Source organism: Mesorhizobium sp. M7A.F.Ca.US.011.01.1.1 (assembly GCF_003998295.1).
In the GTDB taxonomy this organism is placed as follows: domain Bacteria; phylum Pseudomonadota; class Alphaproteobacteria; order Rhizobiales; family Rhizobiaceae; genus Mesorhizobium.
Genome location: NZ_RZRT01000023.1, coordinates 69,582 through 88,592, shown reverse-complemented (window position 1 = coordinate 88,592; position 19,011 = coordinate 69,582). Strand labels below are relative to the sequence as shown.

Annotated in this window: 14 protein-coding genes and 1 pseudogene; 9 read left to right on the top strand and 6 right to left on the bottom strand. The window is 63.3% G+C overall.

Going from position 1 to position 19,011, the window contains the following annotated elements; genetic code table 11:
* On the bottom strand, positions 1 to 527 hold a 527-nt coding region (locus EOA13_RS20825), incomplete at its 3' end, for a hypothetical protein (RefSeq protein ID WP_164780212.1).
* A 3-nt stretch (positions 528 to 530) separates the two neighbouring features.
* Positions 531 to 2,459 carry an autotransporter assembly complex family protein gene (locus EOA13_RS20820; RefSeq protein WP_127295480.1) on the bottom strand — a complete coding sequence of 643 codons (1,929 nt, stop codon included), beginning with the start codon at positions 2,457 to 2,459 and terminating at the stop codon, positions 531 to 533.
* A 272-nt stretch (positions 2,460 to 2,731) separates the two neighbouring features.
* Here EOA13_RS20820 and EOA13_RS20815 point away from each other — a divergent pair, with 272 nt between their 5' ends.
* The 7 genes from EOA13_RS20815 to EOA13_RS20785 all read left to right on the top strand — a co-directional run bounded on the left by EOA13_RS20815 (position 2,732) and on the right by EOA13_RS20785 (position 15,443).
* Positions 2,732 to 8,230 carry an alpha-2-macroglobulin family protein gene (locus EOA13_RS20815; RefSeq protein WP_127295478.1) on the top strand — a complete coding sequence of 1,833 codons (5,499 nt, stop codon included), beginning with the start codon at positions 2,732 to 2,734 and terminating at the stop codon, positions 8,228 to 8,230.
* A 108-nt stretch (positions 8,231 to 8,338) separates the two neighbouring features.
* Positions 8,339 to 10,429 (top strand): penicillin-binding protein 1C, encoded by a 2,091-nt coding sequence (gene pbpC, locus EOA13_RS20810; RefSeq protein ID WP_245490437.1) that lies wholly within the window; start codon positions 8,339 to 8,341, stop codon positions 10,427 to 10,429.
* A gap of 247 nt (positions 10,430 to 10,676) precedes the next feature.
* Positions 10,677 to 11,393 carry a M15 family metallopeptidase gene (locus EOA13_RS20805; protein WP_245490436.1) on the top strand — a complete coding sequence of 239 codons (717 nt, stop codon included), beginning with the start codon at positions 10,677 to 10,679 and terminating at the stop codon, positions 11,391 to 11,393.
* Between the two features lie 220 nt (positions 11,394 to 11,613).
* Entirely contained in the window at positions 11,614 to 12,639 is a 1,026-nt protein-coding gene (locus EOA13_RS20800) for a sulfate ABC transporter substrate-binding protein (RefSeq protein ID WP_127271865.1), read from the top strand.
* A gap of 21 nt (positions 12,640 to 12,660) precedes the next feature.
* Entirely contained in the window at positions 12,661 to 13,512 is an 852-nt protein-coding gene (gene cysT, locus EOA13_RS20795) for a sulfate ABC transporter permease subunit CysT (RefSeq protein ID WP_013530875.1), read from the top strand.
* A complete protein-coding gene (gene cysW, locus EOA13_RS20790) occupies positions 13,505 to 14,389 on the top strand; it encodes a sulfate ABC transporter permease subunit CysW (protein ID WP_127270916.1) in 885 nt (294 codons plus the stop codon). Before cysT ends, cysW begins: the two co-directional genes overlap by 8 nt.
* Before the next feature lie 13 nt (positions 14,390 to 14,402).
* Positions 14,403 to 15,443, top strand: coding sequence for a sulfate/molybdate ABC transporter ATP-binding protein (locus tag EOA13_RS20785; RefSeq protein WP_013530873.1), 1,041 nt, complete (start codon positions 14,403 to 14,405; stop codon positions 15,441 to 15,443).
* 15 nt (positions 15,444 to 15,458) lie between these two features.
* On the opposite strand, the gene EOA13_RS20780 is transcribed toward EOA13_RS20785, so the two are convergent.
* From EOA13_RS20780 to EOA13_RS20765, 4 genes are all read right to left on the bottom strand, one after another.
* Positions 15,459 to 15,857, bottom strand: a complete 399-nt coding sequence (locus EOA13_RS20780) for a type II toxin-antitoxin system VapC family toxin (RefSeq protein WP_127295474.1) — start codon at positions 15,855 to 15,857, stop codon at positions 15,459 to 15,461.
* Entirely contained in the window at positions 15,858 to 16,130 is a 273-nt protein-coding gene (locus EOA13_RS20775) for an AbrB/MazE/SpoVT family DNA-binding domain-containing protein (RefSeq protein WP_023813223.1), read from the bottom strand. It lies immediately after the preceding gene.
* A 155-nt stretch (positions 16,131 to 16,285) separates the two neighbouring features.
* The gene (locus EOA13_RS20770) at positions 16,286 to 16,771 is read right to left on the bottom strand and encodes a GNAT family N-acetyltransferase (protein WP_127295486.1); all 486 of its coding nucleotides are present in this window, start codon (positions 16,769 to 16,771) and stop codon (positions 16,286 to 16,288) included.
* Entirely contained in the window at positions 16,771 to 17,052 is a 282-nt protein-coding gene (locus EOA13_RS20765; RefSeq protein ID WP_023813225.1) for a DUF1778 domain-containing protein, read from the bottom strand. The genes EOA13_RS20770 and EOA13_RS20765 overlap by 1 nt, the downstream gene beginning before the upstream one ends.
* A 253-nt stretch (positions 17,053 to 17,305) precedes the next feature.
* Here EOA13_RS20765 and EOA13_RS20760 point away from each other — a divergent pair.
* Both EOA13_RS20760 and EOA13_RS20755 read left to right on the top strand, forming a co-directional pair.
* Positions 17,306 to 18,293: pseudogene (locus tag EOA13_RS20760) on the top strand (sulfate ABC transporter substrate-binding protein).
* A 254-nt stretch (positions 18,294 to 18,547) separates the two neighbouring features.
* Entirely contained in the window at positions 18,548 to 18,997 is a 450-nt protein-coding gene (locus EOA13_RS20755; RefSeq protein WP_023813227.1) for an Rrf2 family transcriptional regulator, read from the top strand.
* Positions 18,998 to 19,011 lie beyond the last annotated feature (14 nt).

Sequence of the window (19,011 nt, the reverse complement as noted above, 5' to 3'; positions counted from 1 at the left end):
TCGACCGCCAGTGGCGCGGCATCGGCCTTGACCGATCCCTTGGCCGCAAGCTCGGCGATGCCGCTGCCGGCCAGTTGCTGGCCAAGCGCGATCTCGGGCAGATCGATCTGCTTGATGTCGATGGAAACCGGCAGCGTCGTCGTGCCGCTCGGCGCCGGCTGTTGCGTGCCGGCCACCGGCAGGCGGGCCAGTTCGATGCGCTCGGCAGCGATACGGTCGGCGCTGAAGCTTTTCGACAGCAGCGCCAGCGGCGACCAGTCGACGGCCACCTTGCGCGCCACCAGCCAGGCGCCCTCGCGATCCTCCAGCACGACATGATCGACGCTGAGCGCCCCGGACCAGATGCCGTCTATGCCGCTGACCGTGATCTTGCGGTCGTCGTTCGAGGCCAGCCGCGAAATGATGCCGGCGAGATTGTCGCGGCCGCGCTCGGTCTTGGTCAGCACCACCAGCGCGCCGATCGCTCCCGCAACCACGATCAGCAGCGTGTAGAGAACAATGCGGAGGATGCGCCAGACTGTTTTCATCGCTCAGAATGCCTGTCCGATGCCGGCATAGATGCCGAAATGCGGGTCACCCGGATCGCGGTTGAGCGGCACGGCGGCATCGATGCGCAGTGGCCCGAACGGCGTGACATAGCGCAGGCCGACGCCGGCGCCGACCTTGACATCGGAGAAATCGGGAGCCGATTTGGTCGATACGGTGCCGGCGTCGACGAACGGGACGATGCCGATCGTGTCGGTGATGGCGATGCGCATCTCGACCGAGGTTTCGAAGAAGGACAGACCGCCGATCGGCTGGCCGGTGAAGTCCTTGGGGCCGATGCCCTGATAGGCATAGCCGCGCACCGAACCGCCGCCGCCGGAATAGAAGCGCCGGTCGGCCGGCACATTTTCAAGGCTGGTGCCGACGATCGAACCAATGGCGACACGTTCGGCCAGCACGAACTTCGAAGCCGAATCCAGCGACTGATAGGCCGACCCTTCGCCCCTCAGTTTCAGGAACGCCGCACCGCTCAAAATGTCGTAGCTGGGCTCGGCATAGGCCAGCACCCGGAAGCCGCTTGTCGGGTTCAGCCGGTTGTCCCGGTTGTCGTAGACATATTGCAGCGGAATGCTGGCGATCAGGTATTTGTGCTTGCCGAAAGCATCGTGGATGCGGGAATAGTCGAGCGCCACTTCCGCCGAAACCGTCTGCTTCTTCGTCAGTTCGTAGGACAGGCCGGTGCTGCCCTTGACCGAGAAATGGTCGTAGGCGTCAGGATGTTCGAGCACCGTCTTGACGCCGGCGAAGAACTTCGATGCCGGCCCGATCACGCCCGGCTTTTCGAACATGATGCCGGCATTGTAGTTGAGCTCGCCGAGATCGTTGCTGCCGATGCCGCTGATCTTGCCGTCGATGCGCAGCTTCTCGGCCCGGCCGAACAAATTGCGGTGGCCCCAATAACCTTCCAGGCCCAGCCCCTCGGTGTTGGAGAAGGTGCCGCCGACGCCGAAATAGCGTGGCTTGCGCTCGCTGACCTGGACGCCGATCGGAATGTTGCGGTCGGCATCGAGCGTGTCGGCTTCCTTGAACGTCACGCTGTTGAAGACCTCGAGCGCCAGCAGCCGGTCGCGCGCGTCGTCGATTTCTTGCGGCGAGTATTGCCGGCCGCGCTTGAGGCCGGTCATGTATTCGGTGAAGTCGCGATCGACCTTTTCGGTGCCTTCCACCGTGGTCGGGCCGTAGCCGGCGACCGGTCCGGCGGCGACCGTCAGCGTCACGTCGAGCGTCGAGGTCGCATGGTCGGCGACGATCTGACGGTCCGTCACCTTGGCCAGCGGTCTGCCTTGCTCCTTCAGCGTCCGCACGATCAGCGCCTCGGCCTTGAGCACCGCGCCGGATCCGGCGTCGCCGCCTGATATCAGGCCATAATCGGCGCTCATCAGTCCTGCCGCGTCGCCTTGCAGCCTGATATTGCCCAAGGTGAATTTCGGCCCGCTGGCGACATCGACAACCACCGGAATCGGCTGGGGGCCCTTGAATTCGGCATCCGGCGGCAAATCGTCGAGCGGCTTGCCGTCGATGGTGACGGTGACGACGCCTTCGTAACGGGCATCGGCATAAAGCGCGGCGACAAGCTGTTCGCGGTCGCTGCGCGCCTTGGCCATCAGCCCGAGCGAGCCTGAAACCGGACGCTCCTCGTCACTCTTCAGCGCCGAGGCATTTTCGAGCTTCTTGACCAGATCCTTGTCGGCGTCGGGGGCATTGATGGTCACGGCGTAGCGCAGGGGATCGACGATATCGGCATCCTCGTCGCTGGACGATCCCCACAGCTTGATGCCGAAAAGCTCGAAAGCGGCCGCCGGGCGCGATTCGGCGACGAGCACGGTCGAGCACATCATGGCCAGCAGCAGGGCGCGCGGAAGCGCACGCCCTGGCGCGCGACCTCCTGACATCTGCTCTTCATGCGCCGGCATTAAGACAACCTAGATTACAAAACTAAAATTGGAATGAAGTTCTGAAGCGCTCGTAAAGGGGCCACAATCCAATTGTCTGAAATAGGGCAGGCTTGGAATTCACACCTTTTGCGTCGCCGCAAGAATGCGTGATCCCCTGTCCTATGGAGGTACTACCGGTCATCGGCCGGAAAGGAAACCGCTGGCAGGCGGAACCCTGCCGCGTCCTTGTGTTGACAAGCCTGACTGAAGCTTGATCATGCCCGGACGTCAGCTGTGTCTGGAGGGGTGTTATGGCAATGCGCGCGGCTCGTGGTCTGTCTATCCTGATTCTTCTGTTTTTCGCCTGGGCCAATGTCCTGGCCTGGAGCAGCGCCGCGCAAGCGGCCGAGGCCCGGCGAATAGCGACAACGGACAATTCCGACTATTTCGGCTTTGATCTCAGGTCCGACCAGAATGTGACAATCGACCAGTGCAAGACGACGTGCCTGGGAGACCCGGCCTGCCGCGCCTTCACCTACAACAAAAAAGCCAAATGGTGCTTCCTCAAATCCGACTACAACCAGCTGAAAACCTTCAACGGCGCGGTCGCAGGCAAGGTCGTCAACATCGATGGCGATCCTGATATCGGCGCGCCGCCGGAACTCGCCTTCTTCCCCAACTGGATGTCCGATCAGGCCCAGCAATACCGCAACAAGCTGCTCGGCCCGGCCTATGACAGACCGACAGAAGGCATGGCTGCCTTGCTTAACGCCGCCGAACAGGCCGTGCTGACCGGCGATCACCGCTCCGCCATGCTGAAATACGAGGCCGCGGTCTCGGTGCTGCCCGATGATGGCCAGCTCTGGCTCAACCTGGCGCGTGAAACGCTGGCCGTTCAGCCCGCCGCAAGCACCTCCGAAGCATCCACTTTGCCGGCGAACGGCACGTCGGCCGCTTTCAATGCCTATAAATTGCTGCGCACCACCAAGACGCGCGCCGAAGTGCTGGCGCTGCTCGGCAACGGGCTCGACAAGCGCGATCTCTACCGGCCGGCGCTGCAGGCCTATGAGGCCAGCCTTGCCCTGAACCCTTCGCCGGCGGTCCAGGCCGACTATGCCGATCTCAAGGCCCGCAAGGGTTTTCGCGTCATCGACCATACCGTCGACGCCGACACCAGCGCGCCGCGCATCTGCGCGCAATTCTCCGAGGATCTGGTCAAGACCGGCGTCGACTACGCGCAATTCGTCACCGTCGACAACGCGCCACCCAAGGGCGTCGAAGCCAAGGACAAGCAAATCTGCGTCGAAGGACTGGAGCATGGCCAGCACTACGACGTCACCTTCCGCGCCGGCCTGCCGGCGGCCATCGGCGAAGTGACCGCGGCACCCGTGGTGCTGTCGATCTATGTGCAGGACCGCGCACCGTCCGCCCGCTTCACCGGTGACAGCTTCGTGCTGCCGGCCGGCGCGCGCCGTGGCATCCCGGTCGTCACCGTCAACATGAACGCCGCCGAAATGAAGCTCTACCGCATCGGCGACCGTTCGTTGGCCCAGCTTCTGTCGGGCTACCAGTTCCTGCACCAGCTCGACGGCTATGACATCTCCAACATTTCCGAGCAGATGGGCGCGCCGGTCTGGCAAGGCCAGCTCGACATCGCCAATGATCTCAACAAGGAGGTCACCACCTCCTTCCCGGTCGACGAGGCGCTGCCGCAGCGCAAGCCCGGCGTCTATGTGCTGACCGCGCAGGCCGTCAATGACAAGAGCGACGACTACAATTCGATGGCCACGCAATGGTTCGTCGTCTCCGACATCGGCCTGTCGACCTATACCGGCCAGGACGGGCTCAACGTCTTTGCCCGTTCGCTGGGCAGCGCCAAGCCGATCGCAGGCGCCGAACTGACGCTGGTTGCCAGGAACAATGAGGTTCTGGGCACGGCGACATCGGATGCCGACGGCCATGCCGTCTTCAACCCCGGCCTGACGCGCGGCGACGGCGGCATGGTGCCGGCCGTTCTGATGGCCAAGCAGGGCGACAATGACTTCGTCTTCCTCGACATGGGCCGGGCCGGCTTCGACCTGTCCGACCGCGGCGTCACCGGGCGCGCGGCGCCAGGCGCCCTCGACGTCTATGCCTGGACCGAACGCGGTATCTACCGCGCCGGCGAGGATGTCCATGTCGCGGCCCTTGCCCGCGACGGCGCCGCCAAAGCGGTCGAAAACCTGCCGTTGACCTTCATCTTCTCGCGCCCCGACGGCGTCGAGGATCGCCGCATCGTCAGCGACGGCGCCTCCGCCGGCGGCCATGCCGTCGACCTGCCGCTCGCACCCAACGCCATGCGCGGCACCTGGTCGGTGTCGATCTACACCGATCCCAAGCAGCCGGCGGTGGCCAGCCAGATGTTCCTGGTCGAGGATTTCGTACCGGATCGCATCGAATTCGACATGAAGGCCGACAAGCAGGAGATCGCGCAGGGAGAAACCGCCAACATCGACATTGACGGCCGCTTCCTCTATGGCGCGCCGGCGGCGGGCCTGGCGCTGGAAGGCGAATTGACGCTGTCGACGTCGCGCGACTGGGACCGCTTCCAGGGCTTTTCCTTCGGTCTCGCCGACGAGCAGTCGGCCGAACCCACGGTCACCCCCCTCGCCGATCTGCCCGTGGTTGGCGACGACGGCAAGGTGACCTTCCCGGTCTCCGTCGAGCAGCTGCCCTCGACCACCAAGCTGGTCGACGCCAAGGTGACGGTCAGGATGCGCGAAACCGGCGGCCGCGCCATCGAGCGTTCGCTCAACATTGGTATCCGCCCGCAAGGCCATATGATCGGCATCCGCCCGGATTTCGCCGACAATGAAGTGCCGCAGGGCGGCACCGCCAAGTTCAGCCTGATCGCCGTCGATCCCGACGGCAAGCGCGAGGCGCTGAAAGGCGCGCAGTGGACGCTGGTCAAGGTCGAGCGCAATTACCAGTGGTACCGCTCCAACAATTCCTGGAACTACGAGCCGGTCACCTTCACCAAGTCGATCGCCAACGGCCAGGTCGACCTCAGCGCCGACGGCGACGCAACCGTCTCCGTGCCGGTCGACTGGGGCCAGTATCGACTTGAGGTCGAGACATCGGATCCCGAGGGACCGGCAACCAGCTACGAGTTCGATGCCGGCTGGTATGTCTCCTCGACCACCACCGAAACGCCTGACGGTCTCGAAATCGCACTCGACAAGGACAATTATGCCGCCGGCGAAGTGGCCAAGCTCAAGGTCTCCCCGCACTTTGCCGGCGAACTTCTCATCAACATCGGTTCCGACAAACTGTTGAAGACCGTCACGGCGTCAGTGCCGGCCGGCGGCAGCACCGTCGACATTCCGGTCGGCGACGACTGGGGCGCCGGCGCCTATGTCACCGCAACCCTGTTCCGACCGGGCGATGCCCAGGAAACGCGCATGCCGGCGCGCGCCATCGGCGTGAAATGGCTGAAGGTCGATCCGGGCTCGAAGAAGCTCGCCGTCACCTTGACGCCACCGGACAAGACCATGCCGCGCCAGCAGCTGTCGATCCCGGTTTCGGTCGCCGGCGTGCAGCCGGGCAGCAATGCCTATGTCATGGTTGCCGCCGTCGATGTCGGCATCCTCAACCTGACCAACTACAAGGTACCGGACCCGGAGAACTGGTTCTTCGGCCAGCGCATGCTGGGCATGGAAATCCGCGACATCTACGGTCGCCTGATCGACGGCTCGCTTGGCAACACCGGCAAGCTCAGGACCGGCGGCGACGGCGCCAATATGCAGGCGCAAGGCAGCCCGCCGACCGAAAAGCTGGTCGCCTTCTTCTCCGGTATTGTCGAGCTCGATGCCGACGGCAAGGCGCGGATCGACTTCGACATCCCGCAGTTCAACGGCACCGTGCGCATCATGGCCGTCGCCTGGACCGAGGACGCGGTCGGCCATGCTCAATCCGACGTCATCGTGCGCGATCCCATCGTGATCACCGCCGGCCTGCCGCGCTTCCTGGCGCCTGGTGACGCGGCCGTCATGCGCCTCGATGTCGCCGACACCGATGGTCCGGCCGGCGACTACGCGTTCTCGATCGAAACGACGGGCGACCTCTCGACCGGCGACAAGCCCCTGCCCCAGAAGCTGACGCTCGCCCAGGGCAAGCGCCAGACGTTGACCGTCCCGCTGATCGCTCAGACGGCCGGCAATGCCTCGCTCACCATCAAGCTTGCCCATGCCGACGGCACCAAGGTGGAGCAGACGCTCTATGTGCCGGTGCGCCCGGCGCAATTACCGGTGACCACCCGGCTGGTGGTCGACCTCAAAGGTGATGGTGGAGCGCTGCGCGTCGACAAGGAACTGTTGGCGGCAAGCCTGCTCAATGGTGCTTCCGTCAGCGTCGGCGTTTCGCAGGCCGCCGCCTTCGACGTGCCGTCGCTGCTGATGACGCTCGACCGCTACCCCTATGGTTGCGCCGAGCAGACCACCAGCCGCGCCATGCCGCTTCTCTACGTCAATGAGTTGGCATCCGGCATCGGCATGGCCAGCGATCCCGATATCCATGGCCGCATCCAGGACGCCATCTACAAGGTTCTGAGCTATCAGGCCTCGGGCGGCAGCTTCGGCCTGTGGGGCCCGGGCTCCGGCGATCCGTGGCTCGATGCCTATGTCACGGACTTCCTGACCAGGGCGCGCGAGCAGAAATACGATGTGCCGAGCCTGGCCATGAACCAGGCGCTGAGCAATCTGCAGAACTCGCTCGGCTATGACCAGAGCGTCCAGGACCGTGGCAGCGAGATCGCCTACGCCCTCTACGTTTTGGCCCGCAACAAGAAGGCCTCGATCGGCGACCTGCGCTACTATGCGGATACCCAGCTCGAGGCTTTCTCAAGCCCGATGGCCGTTGCCCAGCTGGCGGCAAGCCTGGCGCTCTACGGCGATACACCGCGCGCCGAAGCCACCTTCAAGACCGCCTTGCAGTTGGCAAAGTCCACCACCGACTACGACTACTACCGCTCCGACTACGGCTCGCGGCTGCGTGATGGCGCGGCGATGCTGGCTCTGGCGGCGGAATCCAAGCCGGTGCCGACAATCGTGCCGGAGCTGATCAAGCTGGTGACCAGGGAACGCGCCGAAGCCCGCTGGACCAGCACCCAGGACGAATCCTGGATGCTGCTGGCAGCCCGCGCGCTGAAGGAAGGCAATGATACGATCACGCTGACTGTCAATGGCGCCGCGCATTCCGGCGGCTACTCCAACCAGGTCGAAGGCTCTGACCTGGTCGACAGCCCGCTGACCATCGCCAACACCGGCAAGACCCCGCTGCAGGCCGTCGTCACCACCGTGGCGTCGCCGGTCCAGCCCTTGCCGGCCGGCGGCGACGGCTTCACCATCAGCCGCACCTACTACAAGCTCGATGGCACCGAGGCCAATGTCACCGAGGCGACGCAGAACGAACGCTATGTCGTCGTGCTCAAGGTCAACGAGCAGAACACATGGCCGTCGCGCCTGCTGGTCACCGACCTGTTGCCGGCCGGCTTCGAGATCGACAATCCGGGCCTGGTGTCCAGCGCCCAGTTGACGAACTTCTCGTGGCTGGCGCAGACCGATGCGGCCCATCTCGAATTCCGCGACGACCGTTTCGTCGCGGCGTTCAACCCCGCCGATGGCGACCACGACCACAATCTGACCCTCGCCTATGTCGTGCGCGCGGTGACACCGGGTACCTACGCGCATCCGGCGGCAACGGTGGAGGACATGTATCGGCCGCAATATTCGGCCCGCACCGCCACCGGCATGATGGAGATCAAGGCGCCGTAAGGCGCTGATGGTGACGATCATGAAAATGGCGATTGCGCTAGCGACAGCTCCCTTCTCCCCGTCACTATACGGGGAGAAGGTGCCGGCAGGCGGATGAGGGGCAGCGCTATGCTCTCCAAAAAATTCCTGCGCCGGGCAGCCATTACGGGCGTCTCCCTCGCTGGCTTCGCGGCGATCTCCGCAGGCAGCCTATGGCAACTCGACCGTGCTTTCCCACCCCCGCTTCCAGCCGAACTCACGGTCTCCACCGAAGTCCAGGATCGCGACGGCGAATTGTTGCGCGCCTTCGCCACGCCGGACGGCTACTGGCGGCTCGAAACCCGCCTCGACCAGGTCGACAAGCAGTTCGTCGACATGCTGGTGACCTACGAAGACAAGCGTTTCTGGGACCATGAAGGTGTCGACGTGCTGGCGCTGGCCCGCGCCGCCGGCCAGTTCGCCACCAGCGGCCACATCGTCTCCGGCGGCTCGACGCTTTCGATGCAGCTTGCCCGGCTGATCGAGCCGCGCGAAAGCCGCAGCCTCGGCTCCAAGGTCAAGCAGATGCTGCGCGCCATCCAGATCGAGCGGCGATTGTCGAAACGCGAGATTCTCGAGCGCTACCTGACGCTGGCGCCTTATGGCGGCAATCTGGAAGGCGTGCGCGCCGCCTCCCTCGCCTATTTCGGCAAGGAGCCGAAACGGCTCACCGTTTCCGAATCCGCCCTGCTCGTCGCCCTGCCGCAACTGCCGGAAAAGCGCCGGCCTGACCGCAATTTGAAGATCGGCCACGCCGCCCGCGACCGGGTGCTGACCCGCATGGTGTCCTCCGGCCTGCTCGGTGAGCGCGAGGCCGCGCGCGCCGCCCTCGACGATGTCTCGGGCCTGCGCCGCACGCTGCCGGCGCTCGCCGCGCACGCCGCCTATGCGATCCTGCCCAAGGCCGTCCCCGGTCAGCCCTTGCAACTGACGATCCGCAAGAGCGTCCAGGAAGGTCTGGAGCAGGTGGCCAGGGACGCGGCCACCAAGCTTGGGCCCCGCCTGTCGGTCGCCATGGTGCTGGCCGACTCCCGCACCGGCGACATCCTCGGCGAAGTCGGCTCGGCCAATTTCTTCGACGCCAGCCGCTCCGGCTGGATCGACATGACAAAGATCGTCCGCTCGCCCGGCTCGACGCTGAAGCCGTTCATTTACGGTCTTGCCTTCGAACAGGGCCTGGTGGCGCAGGAGACGCTGATCGACGACAGCCCCGTCGATTTCTCCGGCTACCGACCGAAGAATTTCGACATGGGCTATCAGGGCGATGTCAGCATCCGGCAAGCGCTGCAACTGTCGCTCAACGTGCCGGCGATCCGCGTGCTCGACGCGGTCGGGCCAACGCGGCTGATGGCGCGCTTCCGCCAGGCCGGCGTCAGCCCCATACTGCCGGTCAACGAAGCCCCGGGTCTGGCCATCGGTCTTGGCGGCGTCGGGGTGACATTGCGCGACCTCGTCCAGCTCTACACAGGGCTCGCCAATGGCGGCAAGACGCACACGCTGCATGATGGCACCGAGCCTGCCAATGCCGAGCGCACCAGCGCCACCATCCTCGACGGTCAGTCCAACTGGCAGATCATCGACATATTGTCGGGCGTCAAGCCGCCCGAGGGTGCCTTGCAGCGCGGCATCGCCTACAAGACCGGCACCTCCTACGGCTATCGCGACGCGTGGTCGGTCGGCTTCGACGGCCGCTATGTGCTCGGTGTCTGGGTCGGCCGCCCCGACGCCGGCGCGGTGCCGGGCCTTTCCGGCTATGTCTCGGCCGCCCCCATCCTCTTCGAGGGTTTTGTCCGCTCGGGTCTGGCCACCGTGCCGTTGCCAAGCAAGCCGCCCGGTCTGTTCAGCCCCAGGCGCGAGGACCTGCCGGTGACGCTCGCCCGCTTTGGCGCCGGGTCGGACGGCCTGGTGCAGGCGACGGTGAGCGAACCCGCACCGACCATCATCTTCCCGCCCGACGGCGCCCGTGTCGATCTCGGCACCAATTCGGCCGACGCCTCGCCACTGGTGCTGAAGCTGCAAGGCGGCCGTGCGCCGTTCCGCTGGCTCGCCAACGGCAAGCCGCTGGTAGGCATCGATCGTCGCCGCACCGCGACCTGGCAGCCCGACGGCGCCGGCTATTCGACGCTGACCGTCATCGACGCCGCGGGGCGTGCGGCGAGTGTGAAGGTGTTTGTCGAATAGATCGCGCCAAGAGATTCATGGAATTGGCTTTCCGGACGCTTGGCACATAGCAGGATACTCACCCATGCCTGTTCCGAGGCACCCCCCTCTGCCCTGCCGGGCATCTCCCCCGCAAGGGGGGAGATTGGCAGCCTTGCCGTTGCGCCTTGTCTTTGACAATTGGCGAAAGCGGAAAGGAAGTCTGATCTCCCCCCTTGCGGGGGAGATGGCCGGCAGGCCAGAGGGGGGTGCCTCGCACCATCCTCGATTGTCGGCAGCCTCAGCACTGGCAGCAACAATCCTTATCGCGGCAACCACACTCCCCGCTTTGGCCGACGCCCTGCCCGCCGGCTTTGTCCGGCTCGCCGATGTCGATCCCTCGATCCGCCAGGACATCCGCTACGCCGGATCGGATAATTTTCTGCACCGCGAGATGAACGGCTATGACGCCCCGGCCTGCATCCTCACCGAGCAGGCGGCAAAGGCACTCTCCGCCGTCCAGAAAGCGATAGCGGCCAGAAGCCTGACCCTGGTGGTGTTCGATTGCTACCGCCCTGCTCGCGCCGTCGCCGACATGAATGAATGGACGCACGAAGGTGGGCCGCCCGATCCGCAATGGTATCCGAAGGTCAGGCGCAACGAGCTGATCGCCAAGGGCTATGTCGGAGAACTCTCGACCCATTCACGTGGCTCGACCGTCGACGTCGCTGTCGCCCGGACGGACCGCAGGTCCAGCCCGAACCCGGCCTGCGGCGCCATTGATGCCGACACGCTCGATTTCGGCACCGGCTTCGACTGCTTTGATCCGATGAGCGAAACCGCCCACCGCGGCCTTGCCAGTGAAGCGGCGGCAAACCGCAAGATACTTGTCGACGCCATGCGCGCTGGCGGTTTCAAGAACTATGCAAGGGAATGGTGGCACTTCACGCTGAAAAGCGAACCGTTCGCCAGACAGCGTTTCGACTTTCCCATCACCGCCGATTGATGCACCGGACCAAATTCCACACCTTGCCTCGGCACCGCCCCTTGCTAGATAGGCTGAGTGGCCGGGCCATGGATTCTTCCTTTGGCCGCAAGAGGAAAATATTTCTCCTAACGGCGAAATGGCGTCGAACATTTTCTCAAGAGGGGCAAAAAAGGCAACATTGAATGCATCTAATTTCTACCAATTCGGTAGATTTGGCGCGGGTTCAACGGAGGCAGAAATGACCAAACCTCATTTCAGGAAACTGCTCGGCGCACTGGTCGCCACATCTGTCCAGTTCGGCACGCTCGGTTTCGCGTTTGCCGATACCACCATTCTCAACGTGTCCTACGATCCGACACGCGAACTCTACAAGGCCTATGACGAAGCTTTCGTCGCGCATTGGAAGGCCGAGACCGGAGAGACGGTCACCGTCCAGCAGTCGCATGGCGGATCGGGCGCCCAGGCCCGCGCCGTGATCGATGGCCTCGACGCCGATGTGGTGACGCTGGCACTTGAAGGCGACATCAATGCCATCGTCTCGAAGGCGAAGAAGATCAATCCGGACTGGCGCACCAAATTCGAGAACAATTCAGCGCCTTACACCTCGACCATCATCTTCCTCGTCCGCAAGGGCAATCCCAAGGGCATTCACGACTGGAGCGACCTCGTCAAGGACGGTGTCCAGGTGATTACGCCTAATCCTAAAACCTCCGGCGGCGCGCGCTGGAACTATCTCGCCGCCTGGGCCTACGCTAACGCCAATGACGGCGGCGACGAGGCCAAGACCAAGGAGTTCGTCGGCAAGCTCTACGCCAATGCCCCGGTGCTCGACACCGGCGCGCGCGGCTCGACCGTGACCTTCGCGCAAAAGGGTCTTGGCGATGTGCTTATCGCCTGGGAAAACGAAGCCTATCTGGCGCTCGACGAGTTCGGTGCCGACAATTTCGACATCGTCTACCCACCGACCTCCATCCTGGCAGAACCGCCGGTGGCGGTGGTCGACGCCAATGTCGATGCCAAGGGCACGCGCAAGGTCGCCGAAGCCTATCTGAGCTGGCTCTATTCCAAAGAAGCACAGACGATCATCGCCAAGAACCATTATCGTCCTGCCAAGCCCGATCTGGTGCCGGCCGAGGACCTCGCCAAGCTGCCGCCGATCAAGCTCGTAACCATCGACGATCCACAGTTTGGTGGCTGGAAAAAAGCACAGCCTTATCATTTCGGCGATGGTGGTATATTCGACCAGATCTACAAGCCCCAGTAAGCAGTCGATATTCAGGACGACATGACCACAGCACCCGCCCAGGCGGGGTGGCGATTCAGGCAGCCGAGCGTCATTCCGGGTTTCGGATTGACGCTCGGCTTCTCGCTTGCCTACCTCACCCTCATCATCCTCATCCCGCTATCCGGGCTGCTCTGGCGCTCGGCCGCCCTTGGCTGGCCTGAATTCTGGGCGATCGCCACCGATCGCCGCACCATCAATGCGCTGAGAATCAGCTTCGGCACCGCCTTCGTCGCGGCTGCGGTCAACGTCGTCTTCGGCACGCTGGTCGCATGGGTGCTGGTGCGCTACCGCTTCCCCGGCCGCCGCATCGTCGATGCCATGGTCGACCTGCCCTTCGCCCTGCCGACGGCTGTGGCCGGCATCGCGCTGACCACGCTCTACGCGCCGAACGGCTGGATCGGCAAATTGCTGATGCCGCTCGGCATCAAGGTAGCCTATACGCCGCTCGGTATCGTCATCGCGCTGATCTTCATCGGCCTGCCCTTCGTCGTGCGCACCGTGCAGCCGATCATGGAGGAGATCGACAAGGAAGTGGAGGAAGCCGCCGCCACGCTTGGCGCCAATCGCTTCCAGATCATCACCCGCATCCTGTTTCCGGGCTTGGCGCCGGCCATCGTCACCGGCTTCGCGCTCGCCTTCGCGCGTGGCGTCGGCGAATATGGCTCGGTCATCTTCATCGCCGGCAACTTGCCCTACAAATCAGAAATCGCACCGCTGCTGATCGTCATTCGGTTGGAGGAATACAATTATCCGGCGGCAACCGCGATCGCGGCGATCATGCTCGCTCTGTCGTTCATCATGCTTTTGGTCGTCAACCTCGCACAGTCATGGAGCCGCAAGCGCTATGGCTGACCCGGAGATCAAATCCTACGAACCGCACCATGAAAGCCAGTCGGCGGCGGTCACGGAAAGCCGCCCTGCGCGCCTGGCTCTGATGGCCGTCGCCTTCGCCTTCCTCGGCATTTTCCTGCTCTTGCCGCTGATCATCGTCTTCAACGAAGCCTTCGCCAAGGGCATCGGTGCCTACACCGAAGCGCTCGGCAGTGCCGACACGCGCTCGGCGATCCGGCTGACGCTGCTGGTGGCGGCGATCTCGGTGCCGCTCAACATCGTCTTCGGCATCTCCGCCGCCTGGGCGATCGCCAAGTTCGAGTTCAAGGGCAAGGCCTTCCTGACCACGCTGATCGACCTCCCCTTCTCGGTCTCGCCGGTCATATCGGGCCTCGTTTATGTGCTTCTGTTCGGCGCCCAGGGGCTGCTCGGCACCTGGCTGAAAGCGCATGGCATCGTCATCCTGTTTGCCGTGCCGGGCATCGTGCTGGCCACAATCTTCGTCACCTTCCCCTTCGTCGCCCGCGAGTTGATCCCGCTGATGCAGGAACAAGGCAATGGCGACGAGGAGGCAGCGCTTTCGCTCGGCGCCAATGGCTGGCAGACCTTCTGGTACGTGACCTTGCCCAACGTCAAATGGGGGCTGCTCTACGGCGTGCTCCTGTGCAATGCGCGTGCCATGGGCGAGTTCGGCGCGGTATCGGTGGTGTCGGGTCACATACGCGGCCTGACCAACACCATGCCCCTGCATGTCGAAATCCTCTACAACGAGTACAACGCCGTCGGTGCCTTCGCCGTCGCTTCATTGCTTGCGGGCCTGGCGCTCGTCACGCTGGTCTTGAAAACACTTCTCGAGATGCGCTACGGCGCCGAGATCGCCGCGACGCGCGGACACTGACAGAGGGATTTGCATGGAAGTTCGCGTTGCCAACGTACGCAAGGAATTTGACCGGTTTCCGGCTCTTCACGACGTGTCGCTCGACATCAAGTCGGGCGAACTGATCGCGTTGCTCGGGCCGTCCGGCTCCGGCAAGACGACGCTGCTCAGGCTCATCGCCGGGCTGGAGCGGCCGACGCGTGGAAATATCTTCTTCGGCGACGAGGACGCCTCGCACAAGTCGATCCAGGACCGCAATGTCGGCTTTGTCTTCCAGCACTATGCGCTGTTCCGGCACATGACGGTGGCCGACAATATCGGCTTCGGCCTGAAGGTCCGGCACGGACCGTCGCGCCCGCCAGCGCAGGAGATCCGCCGTCGCGCCTCCGAGCTTCTGGACCTCGTCCAGCTTTCAGGGCTCGAAAAGCGCTATCCGGCGCAGCTCTCCGGCGGCCAGAGGCAGCGCGTGGCGCTGGCGCGCGCCATGGCGATCGAGCCCAAGGTGCTGCTGCTCGACGAGCCGTTCGGCGCGCTTGACGCGCAGGTGCGCCGGGAATTGCGCCGCTGGCTGCGCGAAATCCATGACGCCACCGGCCACACCACCGTCTTCGTCACCCACGACCAGGAAGAGGCGCTGGAGCTTGCCGACCGCGTCGTGGTGATGAGCCAGGGCCGCATCGAGCAGGTCGGCACCGCCGACGATATCTACGACACGCCGAACTCGCCCTTCGTCTACGGCTTCATCGGTGAATCAAGCTCGCTTCCCGTCAAGGTCGAGAATGGCGAGATCTGGCTCGCCGACCGTCCGATCGGGCTTGCCGCGCCCAACGAGCCCTCGGGCGATGCGACGCTCTACTTCCGCCCGCACGATGTCGAATTGCTGGACGGCTGCAGCGGCTGCATCGCCGGCACGGTCGCCGCCAGCCGCCGCGTCGCCGGCACGCGCCGGGTGGAACTCGAGATCGGCGGCGAGCGCCAGCGGGTCGAAATCGAATTGCCGGTCGATCACCCCGCGGCGCAGAAAAGCCGGGTGGCGTTCCGCCCCGGACGCTGGAAGCTTTTTCCGGCGGCTTGATCCTCTGGTCGAGGGCTACGCCAGCCAGTTCTCGACCTTCAGGCCTTTGATCCGGTTGAACTCGCCCGTGTTGGCGGTCACCAACGTGGCGCCCAATGCACAGGCATGAGCGGCAATAAAAAGATCGTTGTGGCCAATGGTCTGGCCTGCCGCTTCAAGCTCGGCGCGAAGTCCGCCATACTCGGCATCCACCGGCACATCGAGCGGCAAGACAGGAATCTCGGCCAGCAAGTCTTCAACCTTCTTGAGCAGCTTGGCCGATCCCTTCCTGGCGCAGCCATATCGCAATTCCGAGGCGACCATGATGCTGGTGCAAACCGCGTCATCTCCCTCGCGCGACATTGCCCTCGCGGCCTTGCCAGCCGGGTTTCGGATCATGTCGCTGATGATGTTCGTATCCAGCATGAACCGCATCTAGAAAATGTCCTCGGATTTGACTGGCGTGTCGTCGATCTCGGGGAAGTCGTCTTCAGGATCGAGCGGCGGCTCTTTCGCCCACTGGGCGAGCAACGCGGTGAGGCCAGGTTTGCGAACCGGCTCGATGACAAGACGATCGCCTTCCCGGCTGATCAGGACTTTTTCGCCGGGAAGCTCAAACTCGACAGGAATGCGCACCGCCTGGCTGCGGTTGTTGCGAAACAGCTTCGCCTCCTTGGGCGGCGTTGTTGAATGACGGTTCTGGGGCATGTTGCAGCTCTTTTGTATATGCCACTTGTATATGCCAAACAGCGCCACGGTGCAAGGCCCGGGAAAACTCGGCACAGGAGACATCGCCTGCCATCGCACCCCGGAACGTTTCGGTCTGATGGCGGTCGGCTTAATTCATGCTTCGAGCGACACGACTATCCTTTCGTCACGCCTTTCAGCGACAGCACCAAGGTCATTGGGTTTTTCGGCGAAGCCGCAAAACCGTAGTGTTCGTAAAAGGCTTTCGCCTCATCCGATATGGCATGAACAAATATCCCGCGAATCCCGAGGATCGTCGCGGCGCGACCTGCCCGTAAAACGGCGTCTTGCAGCAGCGCGGCACCCAGCCCCTTGCCTTGCCAGCCCGCGTCGACGGCAAGACGCCCGAGCACGACCATCGGAATGGGATCAGGCATGTTGCGACGAATGGCGCCGGGTGCCTGCGCGAGATCAAGCCCGCCCGAAGAGAGGCAGTAATAACCGACAACGCGCGCGTCTTCCGCCACCACATAGGTACGCGACGCGCCGCTGACCTGGTTGGCTCGCGCCCTCAGGCGAAGCCATTGGTCGAGACTTTCCGTCCCCCTTTGAAAAAGGTCGAGATCGTGGTTTTCGGCCAGAGGCGCGGGCGCCGATAGTATCATCCCTGCCACGGCCTGGGCACGTTCATAAGGCGTGCAAAACCTTCACCGCTTGGCGTCTCATCGAGGATGTCGAGATAGTGCCGATAGCTCTCGGGATCCACCTTGATCAGTGCCTGGTCGAGCAGCGTGTCCTCGGCCGCACGATATGCAGCATCGATCATAAAGTCGGAACGGGTCTTCCCGCGTATTTTCGCAGCACGGTCGATCAATATGCGCACATCCTCTCGGATGCGCAGATTGACAGGCTTGGCGTGGGTCTCGGGTGTGGTCTTTGTCATGGCAGCGCTCCTTGTCGCTCCGGTAGCACACCTGCATACACAATGTGTATCTTTTTTCGGATCAGTCAAACGAATTGGAACGATCGGCGTCCACCGAGGCGAAGTCGCACTTGAAAGAAAAAACTACGAACCTTCTATTCCGGGGATAGGTTTTCTAGAAGCGATGCATTGATCCTCGGACCCATGCCTCGTCGCACACCACGCACCCCGGCTATGGTCCGACCACAATCACATTGCATCGGAGCCTGTTTTCATGAAGCGATTTTTCCTCGGGCTTGCCACCGTCGCCGGCCTGTTCCTTGCATCCGCCCAAGCCTGGTCGGCCGACAAACTGCTCAACGCATCCTATGATGTCGGCCGCGAATTGTTCGTGCAGGTCAACAAGGCCTTCATCGCGCAGCATCCGGGTGTCACCCGTCGACCAGTCGCATGCCGGCACTTCGGCGCAGGCGCGTGCCATCGCCGAGGGCCTTGGCGCCGATGTCGTTACCTTCAACCAGGTCACCGACGTCGACTTCCTGGTCAAGAAGGACCTCGTGTCGGCCGACTGGCAGAAGGATTTTCCCGACAACGCCTCGCCCTTCTATTCGCTGCCTTCATTCCTGGTACGCGCTGGCAACCCCAAGCATATCAAGGACTGGAACGATCTCGTGCGCGACGACGTGCAGGTGATCTTCCCCAATCCGAAAACCTCCGGCAATGCGCGCTACACCTACCTGGCGGCCACCGCCTACGCCAAGGAGGCCTTCAAGGGCGACGACGCCAAGGTGAAGGAGTTCATCACCAAGCTGTTCAACAACGTGCCGATCTTCGACACCGGCGGCCGCGCCGCGACCACCACCTTCGTGCAGCGCGAGATCGGTGATGTGCTGATCACCTTCGAGTCGGAGACGCGCGGCATCCGCAAGGAGTATGGCGACGGCAAGTTCGAGCAGGTCACGCCGACGGTCAGCTTGCTGGCCGAATTCCCGGTCGCGATCGTCGACAAGGTTGCCGACGAGCACGGCACTCGCGATCTGGCCAAGACCTATCTCGACTTCCTCTACACGCCGGAGGGCCAGGACATCGCCGCCCGCAACGGCCTCAGAGCCCGCGACGCCGCTGTGGCGGCAAAATACAAGGCCGATTTCCCCGATATCCGGCTGCTGACGGTGGAAGACGTTTTCGGCGGCTGGGACAAAGTGCAGAAAGAGCATTTCGCCGCCGGCGGCCTGCTCGACCAGACCTACGGCAGCCGCTGAAGGCAGCGATATCTGCGGAGCAGACGGAAAAGCCGGCGCCCTGCCGGCTTTTTTCGTTTTTGAACGCCGAAAACCTGGTTATCAGCGAAATATCCGCGTTCAGTGCAAAACGTTACAAAGAATCAACGCGTTTATGCCTAGCGTGCAATTTGGTGGCTGTTTGCGAAACATCATCGCAGGGCGAAGACGTCATTATTTGCACACAAACAGTCGCCAGATGCGAGTGGTTGGGGCTTTTATGGGTTGATCTGGGCATGCTGACAAAAAAAGGCAAATACGGCCTCAAGGCCCTCGTGCATCTGTCTGGCCTGCCGGCCGGCCAATTGGCCTTCGTCAATGACATCGCTGTGGCCAACAATATCCCGAAGAAATTCCTCGATGCCATCCTGGGCGAGTTGCGCAATGCCGGCTTCGTCCAGAGCCGCAAGGGCAAGGAAGGCGGCTACCGCCTTGCCCGGTTGGCCTCCGAAATCAAGATCGGCCATGTCGTGCGCGTGCTTGACGGGCCGCTGGCGCCAATCCCTTGCGCCAGCCGCACGCAGTATCAACGCTGCGAGGATTGCGACGAGGCGACCTGCCAGGTCCGCCACATGATGCTGGAGGTGCGGCAGGCGATCGCCGAAGTGCTGGACAATCGCAGCCTTGCCGCCATGCGCGACGCCGACAATGACGATTTCCCGGTTGAGCTGACGTCGCAGATATAAACCACCCACTGCAA